Genomic DNA, 6,592 nt, shown 5'->3' on the forward strand with positions numbered 1-6,592 from the left:
GGGTGGGACAGGCGGCGCAGAACGGCCAGGCGGCGGCCGACGGTGTCGCTGCGGGGGCTGAGGCGTTCGTGCGGGAGGGTCTCCCAGGAGGGGTACTCCACCACGCCCTCGGGGGGCAGCAGTGAGCGGAGGGCCGCCGCCAGGTCCTCCGCCTCGCGGCCCGTCGCGGTCACGGCGAGCACCGGGCGGCCGGTGTCGCGGGCGAGGGCGGCGATCGCCAGGGGGCGGGCCGCCGGAGGGCCTACGAGGTCGATGTGGGGGCGGTTGCCGTCCGTGGCCGCGGTGATCGCTTCTGCGAGGGCGGGGTCCTTGACGACGGCGTCGAGCAGACCGTGCAGGCTCATGGAGGGGCTTTCCGTCCTGGGGGTGGGAACGCGAATCGCCCGACTCGTCGTACGGGCCGGGGGTCTTCCAGCGTACGACGCTGCGCTACGGCTTGGCGGAGGCTGTGGACAACGTCTGCTTCCTGGGGGGCCTGCGCTGCAGTCGGCGTACCAGGGGGCTCCGCCGCCTGGACCCCCGATCTCCCACCCAGCCGGCCCGTCTCGGTCGGCTGTGAGGCGGGCGTCTCGCCGGGTGGGCGGGCACGTTCCCGGAGCTGCCCGGACACACACGCCCCCCGGACACGCCGGTGCCGGGAGCCATTGAGCTCCCGGCACCGGACCCCCGCCACTCCCCCCTACTCCGTGGCGATGGCGCTCAGCACATTCATCCGGCCCGCCCTGAACGCCGGGATCAGTGCCGCGAACAGCCCCACGAAGGCGGAGGCGATGAAGACGGTGATGATCGTCGGCCAGGGGATGTCCAGCACCTTCAGCCCCTGGAGGGCGAGCAGCTTCTGGGCGGTGGCGCCCCAGCCCATGCCCAGGCCGAGGCCGAGGAACGCGCCGAAGAGAGCGATCACCACCGACTCCAGGCGGATCATGCGGCGGAGCTGGCGGCGGGAGAGGCCGATGGCTCGCATGAGGCCGATCTCGCGGGTGCGTTCCACCACCGAGAGGGCGAGGGTGTTCACGACGCCCAGGACGGCGACGATGATGGCCAGGGCCAGCAGGCCGTAGATCAGGTTGAGGAGCTGGCCGATCTGGTCCTTGAGGGCCTGCTTGTAGTCGGTCTGGTCGCGGACGGTGTACTGCGGGTAGTCGTGCAGGGACGCCTTCAGCGCCTTGTACGCGGCGTCCTGCTGGCCCTCCTTGGCGGTGGCGAAGAAGAGCACGTCGAGCGGCATCCTGTCGGCCGGTACGTACTTCTTCGCGGTGGCGATGGAGACGTACATGGCGCCCTTGTCGACCACGACGTCGTCGCTGGTGATCGCGCGGACCGTCAGCTTCGCGGTGCGGCCGCCCTTGAACGCGACGTCGACCCGGGAGCCCAGCTCGATGCCGTGGTCCTTGGCGAAGCCGGCGAAGACGGACATGGAGTCGGCGCCGTAGGCGTCGGCGAGGTCGCCCTGGACGGTCTTGGTGCGCAGGTCCTCGGCGTAGCTGGGGTCGGCGGCGTTGAGGGACTCGTTCTTGGAGACCTTGCCGTCCGGCGTGGTCATGGTCACCGGGAGGACCTTGTACTCGGTGACCCGCTCCAGGCCCGGAGTGCTCTTGAGGGCGTCGACGGCCTGCGGGGTGATGACGGAGCCGTTGTCGCTCTGGACGATGAAGTCCGCGCCCACCGTCTTGTCGAGCTGGTCGGTGGCGGAGGCCACCATGGACGAGCCCACCACGGACAGGCAGGCCACCAGGGCGAGGCCGATCATCAGGGCGGCGCCGGTCGCGCCGGTGCGGCGCGGGTTGCGCAGCGCGTTGCGCTCGGCCATGCGACCGACGGGGCCGAAGACCCTGAGCACGATCGCGCCGAGGACACGCACCACGCCGGAGGCGAGCAGCGGGCCGATCACCACGAAGCCGATCAGGGAGAGCACGATGCCCAGGCCCAGCCAGGCCGAGCCGGTCGTGGCGTGGTCGCTGGCGGCGGCCGCGGCCAGGCTCGCGGCGCCGGCGCCGGTGAGGACCAGGCCGATGACCGCGCGGATCACGCCGGCCCGGGCGTCGGCCGGGGCGCCCGCGTCGCGCAGGGCGGCCATCGGGGAGATCTTGCCCGCGCGGCGGGCCGGCAGATAGGCGGCGAGGACGGTGACGACGACGCCGAGCACCACACCGGCGACCGGGGTGGTCCAGGCGACCGTCAGGTCGTCCGTGGACAGGTGCATGCCTATCTGGCCCATGAGCTTCATCAGGCCGACGGCGATCCCGACCCCGGCGCCCACGCCGAGCACGGAGCCGACGACGCCGAGCAGCAGGGCCTCGATCAGCACCGAGCGGTTGACCTGGCGGCGGGAGGAGCCGATGGCCCGCATCAGGCCGATCTCGCGGGTGCGCTGGGCGACCAGCATCGAGAAGGTGTTGATGATCAGGAAGATGCCGACCAGGAAGGCGATACCGGCGAAGCCGAGCATCGCGTACCGCATGACGTCGAGGAAGCTCTTCACGTCCTGCTGGTTGGCGTCGGCGACCTCCTTGGCGGTCTGCACCTTGTAGCCGGTGCCGAGCGCGGTGCTCACGTCCCGCTTGAGGCGGGCGTCGGTGACGCCCGCGTCGGCGGTGACGTTGACGTTGGTGAAGACACCGGTGCGGCCCACGAGGGCTTGCTGGGCGGTCCTGGTGTCCAGGTAGAAGATCGCCGCGCCGGGGTTGGTGACGGTGAAGGTGGCGATGCCCGAGACGCGCGCCTGGTGCGTGCCGACGGCGGTGATGACCCCGATGTCGTCGCCGAGCTTCAGGTGGTGCTTCTTCGCGGTGTCGGCGTCGACCATGATCTGGCCGGACCCCCGGGGCGCCGCGCCGGTGGTGATCTTCATGGTGCGGGCGTCGTTGGCGTTCCAGTTGCCGACGATGGTCGGGGCGCCGCTGGTGGGCGACAGCTTCTCCTTGTCGCCGTCGACCACGGTGACCGAGGTGGAGAAGACGGTGCCCTCGGCCGACTTCACGCCCGGTGCCCGCTCTATCTTTCCGACGACCGCGGCGGGAAGCACCGGCGGCTTGCCGGTGTCGGAGGTGGTCTCCCCGGTGTCGGAGGCGCCCTTGGCGCTCACCGTGACGTCGGAGGACGTCACCTGGAAGAGCTTGTCGAAGGTGGTGTTCATGGTGTCGGTGAACACCAGGGTGCCGCAGACGAACGCCACCGAGAGCAGGACCGCGATCGCGGAGAGCGCCATCCGGCCCTTGTGCGCGAGGAAGTTGCGCAGCGAGGTCTTCAGGACGGTCATGAGGTGCGCCCCCGCGCGTCGAAGTCCTTCATCCGGTCCAGGACCTGCTCGGCCGTGGGCTTGAGCATCTCGTCCACGATCCGGCCGTCGGCCAGGTAGAGCACGCGGTCCGCGTAGGAGGCGGCGACGGGGTCGTGGGTGACCATGACGATGGTCTGGCCCAGCTCGTCCACCGAGCGGCGCAGGAAGCCGAGGACCTCGGCGCCGGCGCGGGAGTCGAGGTTTCCGGTCGGCTCGTCACCGAAGATGATCTCGGGGCGGGCGGCGAGCGCGCGGGCCACGGCGACGCGCTGCTGCTGGCCGCCGGAGAGCTGGGTGGGCCGGTGCCTGAGCCGGTCCTTGAGTCCGACGGTCTCCACGACCCGGTCCAGCCACGCCTTGTCGGGCTTGCGGCCGGCGATGTCCATGGGCAGCGTGATGTTCTCCAGCGCGTTCAGCGTCGGCAGCAGGTTGAACGCCTGGAAGATGAAGCCGATCCGGTCGCGGCGCAGCCGGGTGAGCTTCTTGTCCTTGAGGCCGGTGATCTCGGTCTCGTCCAGGTAGATCTGACCGCTGGTCACGGTGTCCAGACCGGCGAGGCAGTGCATGAGGGTGGACTTGCCGGACCCGGAGGGGCCCATGATCGCGGTGAACTGGCCGCGGGCGATGTCCACGTCGATGTGGTCGAGGGCGACGACGCGGGTCTCCCCGGCCCCGTAGGCCTTCACGACCTGCCGCGCTCGTGCGGCGACGGCCGTAGGCCCTCCAGTGCCCCCGTGCCTGGGAATGGTCACAGCCGATGTCACGGTATGTCTCCTATGCGGGTCGATCGCGGGCACCCTGGATCGCGGTGCGATGCGTGGGTGCGGTGGTGCGGGCCGGTACGTCCGTGCGCTACGCCTGAAGTCTGGCCGTGGCGGGGGGTGCCGCACGCTGGTGCGAACCCCCGTTTCCCGGGGGGAAATCCCTACCCCCGGGGTCCGGCCGGCCGCCCCCCTGGCGGCATAAGGACAGACTAAGGACGAGGCACGCCCGCCCTCGTCCTCCGCGGGAACGAACCCTCCCCGAGCCCTTGTACGGAGATACCCCTAGGGGTGCTCCACCGACGGGTGGAGCCCTTCTCAGGGTCGTGTCCACCCCCGACCCCGGTCAGCCTCCACCCTTACGCCGCGTCAGGGTCAACCCGCCCCTTACGGGCACCCCGACAGGACCCCGGCTCACCGCGCGGTGGCCCGCCCCGTCAGCTCGGTCAGGCGGTCGCGTACGCGGCTGGTCTGGGCCTGTACGTCGTCCCAGGTGTCGCTGTGGTCGCGCAGGACGCGCTCGGTCTCGCGGGCGGTGCGCTCCGCGTGGAGGCGGGCCCCGGCGAGGATCTCGGCGGCACGCGCGCGTGCCTCGTCCTGGCAGTGCCGCGCCCGCACGGCCGCCTCCTCCAGCGCCCGTCCGGCCGCCGCGAGTCCGGCCTCCGCGCGGGCGGTCCGCTCGGCGAGGCTCGCCCCGGCGGCCGACTCCCGCTCGTCGTCCGCGCGTTCGGCCGCCGCCCGGCGCTCCGCCCGGTCGGTCTCCAGCACGTCGGGCAGCGCGGCCGCGTGGGCGCGGGCCTCGCGCAGGACCGCGAGGGCCCGGCCGCGCAGTTCCCGCACCTCGCGCCGGGCGCCCACCCGCACCCGGTCCGCCTCGGCACGGGCCGCCAGCAGCAGCCGCGCGGCCTCCTCCTCGGCTTCGGCGCACCGCGCCCGCGCCGCTTCCCGCGCGGCCCGTGCGACACCGGCCGCGTCCTGCTCGGCCCGCGCCACCTCGCACCGGGCCTCCTCGTGGGCCGCCTCGCGCACCGCGCGGGCCTCCTCCCGGAGCAGCCCGAAGGCGTACCGGGCGCGCTCGCCGAGGGTGCCGTACTCCTGCGGGGCCAGCCCCGCGGCCGTCTCCCGCAGCCGCGCGGCCTCGGTCTCCAGCCGCCCGGCCAGGACGGTCAGCCGGGCCGCGCGCTCCCAGGCGGCGTCCCGGTCGCGGCAGAGCGCGGCCAGGTACGCGTCGACCTGGTCGGGACGGTAGCCGCGCGGTGTCCTCGCCGTACCGCTCACCTTCGGACCCCTCTCCGCCGGACCTACCCGACAGGATGATTTCTCGCACATCCTGCCGGTCAGGTCATATATGTCCATAACGCGACACTCCGCGGACAGGACTTGGTCGGAAGCGGGCAGGAAACGCCACAGGGCCCTTCACCCGAACCGGTGAAGGGCCCTGTGTTCGAGGGGCGGTGTCCGCTAGAGCAGGCCGTCCCACATCTGCTCCAGCAGCACCGACCACCAGCTCTCCGGCGAGGCCAGCGCGGCCGGGTCCAGGGCGGCCAACTGGGCCTGGAAGTCGACGGTCCAGCGGGCCGCCTGCTCCTGGTTCAGGCCGTACCGCAGCCGCCACATCCGGCCCAGCAGGGCCAGGCAGCGGGCGAACTCGGGCAGCCCGGAGTTGACGAACTGCGGCGGCACCGGCGCCCCGCCCGGCCCGCTCTCCACCGGCACGGCCACGATGTTCGCGGTGCCGTACTGGACGCAGATCGCCTTGCCGAAGTCCGTGCCCATCACCAGGTAGGACCCCGCGTCCGAGGCCGGGGCCACCCCGCGCTCGGCCGTCAGCTCGGCCAGCGTCGGCACCGGACGGCCCGGCTGGGCCTGCGCCCAGAAGAACGGGCCCATGTCCAGCGGGAGTCCGGCCACCACCAGGGTGTGCGCGACGACCGGCGGCACACCCTGCCGGGCCACCGCCTGCTGCTCGAACCGGTACACGCCAGGACCGAACGCCGCAGCCAGCTCCTGCGCGACGCCCTCCGGCGGGATCGGCGGCACGGGCGGCACCGGCGGCAGCGGCGCCCGCACCGGCGCGGGCCGGGCGGGACCGTCCGCGACCTGGTGCAGCTCGCCCTGATGGGCCAGCAGCTCCCGCATGCCCTCCTGCCGGCTCGCGTGGTCCGTGCCGTACGGCGCGATGGACGCGATCCGTGCCTGCGGCCACTGCTCCCGGATCATCCGCGCGCAGTACGCGCCCGGCAGTTCACAGGACTCCAGCTCGGTGTGCAGCTCCAGTACCTGGTCCGGCGGCACGTTCATCGCGCGCAGCTCGTGGAAGATCTGCCACTCCGGGTGCGGGGTGCCCGGCGCCGAACGCCGGATGAGCTGCTGCTCCGAGCCGTCGTGGGCGCGGTAGCGCAGCACCGCCTGGTAGCCGGGCCCCACCATGGGCTGCCCCTGCTGCGGATACCCGTACGCGCCCGGCTGCCCCGGCATCGGCGCGGCCGGCGGAGGCATCGCGCCCGGGGCCAGGCATGGCACCGGCCGGGGGCGGCATCGCTCCCGGCGC

General features: G+C 72.9%; 5 protein-coding genes. All 5 read right to left on the reverse strand.

Annotation, left to right across the window (positions count from 1 at the left end; genetic code table 11):
* Positions 1–344 (reverse strand): hypothetical protein (locus CCN33_RS03870; RefSeq protein ID WP_140394460.1); only part of this gene is annotated, 344 nt, incomplete at its 3' end.
* Between the two features lie 335 nt (positions 345–679).
* Positions 680–3,259, reverse strand: coding sequence for an ABC transporter permease (locus CCN33_RS03875; RefSeq protein WP_086691100.1), 2,580 nt, complete (start codon positions 3,257–3,259; stop codon positions 680–682).
* Positions 3,256–4,044 carry an ABC transporter ATP-binding protein gene (locus tag CCN33_RS03880; protein WP_086691102.1) on the reverse strand — a complete coding sequence of 263 codons (789 nt, stop codon included), beginning with the start codon at positions 4,042–4,044 and terminating at the stop codon, positions 3,256–3,258. Before CCN33_RS03880 ends, CCN33_RS03875 begins: the two co-directional genes overlap by 4 nt.
* A 411-nt stretch (positions 4,045–4,455) precedes the next feature.
* The gene (locus CCN33_RS03885) at positions 4,456–5,319 is read right to left on the reverse strand and encodes a cellulose-binding protein (protein WP_086691104.1); all 864 of its coding nucleotides are present in this window, start codon (positions 5,317–5,319) and stop codon (positions 4,456–4,458) included.
* A gap of 183 nt (positions 5,320–5,502) precedes the next feature.
* Positions 5,503–6,592 (reverse strand): SUKH-4 family immunity protein (locus tag CCN33_RS03890; protein ID WP_244173616.1); only part of this gene is annotated, 1,090 nt, incomplete at its 5' end.

The organism is Streptomyces recifensis, from assembly GCF_002154615.1.
GTDB lineage: Bacteria > Actinomycetota > Actinomycetes > Streptomycetales > Streptomycetaceae > Streptomyces > Streptomyces griseoluteus.